Source organism: uncultured Clostridium sp., assembly GCF_934754915.1.
Taxonomy (GTDB): Bacteria; Bacillota; Clostridia; order Clostridiales; family Clostridiaceae; genus Clostridium.
In genome coordinates, this window is sequence record NZ_CAKVKB010000272.1 from 1 (window position 1) to 2,684 (window position 2,684).

At 28.2% G+C, this 2,684-nt stretch carries 3 protein-coding genes; all 3 read right to left on the reverse strand.

The features are described 5' to 3' along the window. Positions 1-677: UDP-2,4-diacetamido-2,4,6-trideoxy-beta-L-altropyranose hydrolase (gene pseG / locus Q0F58_RS18685; RefSeq protein ID WP_294379451.1), on the reverse strand; the 677-nt coding region annotated here is incomplete at its 3' end. Between the two features lie 17 nt (positions 678-694). After that, entirely contained in the window at positions 695-1,687 is a 993-nt protein-coding gene (locus tag Q0F58_RS18690; protein ID WP_294379453.1) for an SGNH/GDSL hydrolase family protein, read from the reverse strand. 53 nt (positions 1,688-1,740) lie between these two features. Then, positions 1,741-2,684, reverse strand: a 944-nt coding sequence (pseI, locus tag Q0F58_RS18695; protein ID WP_294379455.1) for a pseudaminic acid synthase, incomplete at its 5' end; no start/stop codon positions are given.

The window sequence follows — 2,684 nt, forward strand, 5'->3', positions numbered from 1 at the left end:
TTTTTATATTCTTCAGCAATTTTATATACATTATCAATAACATTATTATCAAATGCTTTTCCTAATACTACATGAATTCTTTTCTTTAATGTTTTTAAGCTGTTTAAAATCTTAATTGTATTTCCTACATTGTCCATTCCACCTACAGTTAATAAAATGTCTTCTACAGATTCTTTTATCACCTTTTCACTGCAGGCATTTTTAAATTCTTCCCTGAGCATACAATACTTTGGACCTAAAAATAATTTTGTTTCTTCTGAAGTTGTTTTTGAATAATCCATTTTTTCTGCATTAATATTTTGATTAATTATAAACTCAACATTCATATAACATTTATTGACATCATCTACATAGCCAGTAATTTTAAATTTAGATTTTAAACTATAAAAATATTCTTCATTGACATCATAACTATCTGTTATAAGAATATCTGCTTTATATTTATTCTGCATAGATATGATTTCATCAACAATATTTTTTTTATCATTAATTTTTAATACTTTGAATTTATTTTTTTCTATTGTATCTATTCCAGCCTCATATTTTCCAGATTCATTATTTTTACATAAGAAAAAAACTTCATTTTCCTTTCTAAATTCTGATGCAAGAGCAAGCATCCTCATTACATGTCCCATTCCTATGGATCTTCCACCATCTGCTCTAATAAAAACTTTCATAAATAGTAAAACTTCTCCTAATCAATTTTGCCTGGATCTATTAAAAATCCACCTATAACTATCTTATTTCCTGAACTTTTAGGATTTCTTTCTTTATCTATAATCATTGTTAAAGTATGTTCAGTATTTTCTAGATTATTTATATTAATGGTAGTGTCAAAATGACCATCAGAATCCATAAATAAATCCACATAAAATCCATATTTTTCATCTAATTGACATGCTAATCTTCCACTATCTCTGCTCATTAAATTCATCATTGCTAAATGTTTTCCCTTAAATTTAAATATGACTCCATCACCTATATTACAGCTTACAGCACCACATCTAAACTTATTGTTTAAATTATAATCATCTTCTTTCCATTTCCCATAGTACTCTATCTGTTTATTTGAATGTTCTATTAATAATGGATTAATAAATTTATATCTATTTATCACTCTATAATCTATTCTTATTTTTATTTGTTCCAAATCAATTTTTTCAAGACTGTTTTTTATTATTTCATAGTATAACTCATGTCCTTTATCATTAGGATGAAGATTATCTATAGATATTTTAGTCCATGTTATCTCACGATTTCCTATCTTTCTCCATACTTCATCCTGAACATCAATTACAGGAAGATTATAAAAATATGCAACTTTTTTATGTATTGGTGTACATGCATCACTCATTCCTGTAGGCATATCTATAATTATTATTTTATCTGTATATTTTGAGCATTCTCTTATTAATCCTTCAAAATATATACTTGAATCTAATACTGAATATATTCTATCATTTACTGCAAATTCAACAAAAATCACATCTGGCTTAAAGCTTCCCAAATCTCTTTTCAATCTAAAAAGACCAAAATTTGATGCTGTTCCCCCAGCACCTAAATTCAAAAATTTTAATTTTTCATATCTTGATTTTAAATATTGTTCTAATTTATAGGCAAAAGTGTTCTCATAACAGCTGGCTCCTGCCCCTTCTGTTATTAATCCTCCTATTATTGCTACATTCATTTTTTTCTCCTATTCAAATTTATTTCACATTAATATTTAATGTAATAATATTCTTAGTCAACTAAATTCCAAGCTATTGGTGTTCCTTTTCTTATATCTGTTCTCGCTTTTTTCCCTATAATATCTTTTATGTACTTCGTTTCAAGTCCAAATCCAGGTCTTATACTCTTAAGATTTTTTTCTGTAAACACTTCACCTTTTTTTACATCTTCTACTACAAACAAACTTCTTGAATGTTCTCTTGAATTTATCTGCTTTTGAGATAAATCATATGTAACTTTTCCAACAGCTTTTTCAACAATTCTTATATTATCAACCATTTCCTTAAATTCTTCTGGCTCCATTGAAAATTTACTGTCTGCTCCACCATCACTTCTTCTAAGAGTCATATGTTTTTCTACTATTTTAGCACCAAGTGCTACTCCTCCTACTGATACTGCATGTCCCATTGTATGATCTGAAAGACCTGCAATAACATTGAATGTTTCTTTCATATTAGGTATTGTTTTCAAATTTGCTTCTTCAACTGGAGCTGGATAAGATGATGTACATTTAAGAAGTGCTACATCTTCATTACCCATTCTTTTACATGCATCAAGAGCATCTTGAATGTCTCCCATTCTTGCTATACCCGTTGACATTATAATTGGCTTACCTTTAGATGCTATGTATTCTATAAATGGAATATCATTTATTTCAAATGAAGCTATTTTATATGCAGGAACATCCATTTCTTCTAGAAAATCAACTGCTGTAAAATCAAATGGTGATGAAAAAAATACTAAACCTTCTTTTTCTGCCACTTCTTTTAATTTAGGCTGCCATTCCCATGGAGTATATGCAGTTTCATATAATTTATGTAATGTTGTACCATCCCAAATTGTTCCCTGTTTTATTTGAAAATACTCATTATCACAGTCAATGGTTATTGTGTCAGGAGTATATGTCTGAAGCTTTATTGCATCAGCTCCAGCCCATGCTGCCTTTTTTATTATTT

Excerpts from the sequence above, each read along its gene's own strand:
- Q0F58_RS18690 (WP_294379453.1), bottom strand. The coding sequence starts at position 1,687 with ATGAATGTAGCAATAATAGGAGGATTAATAACAGAAGGGGCAGGAGCC.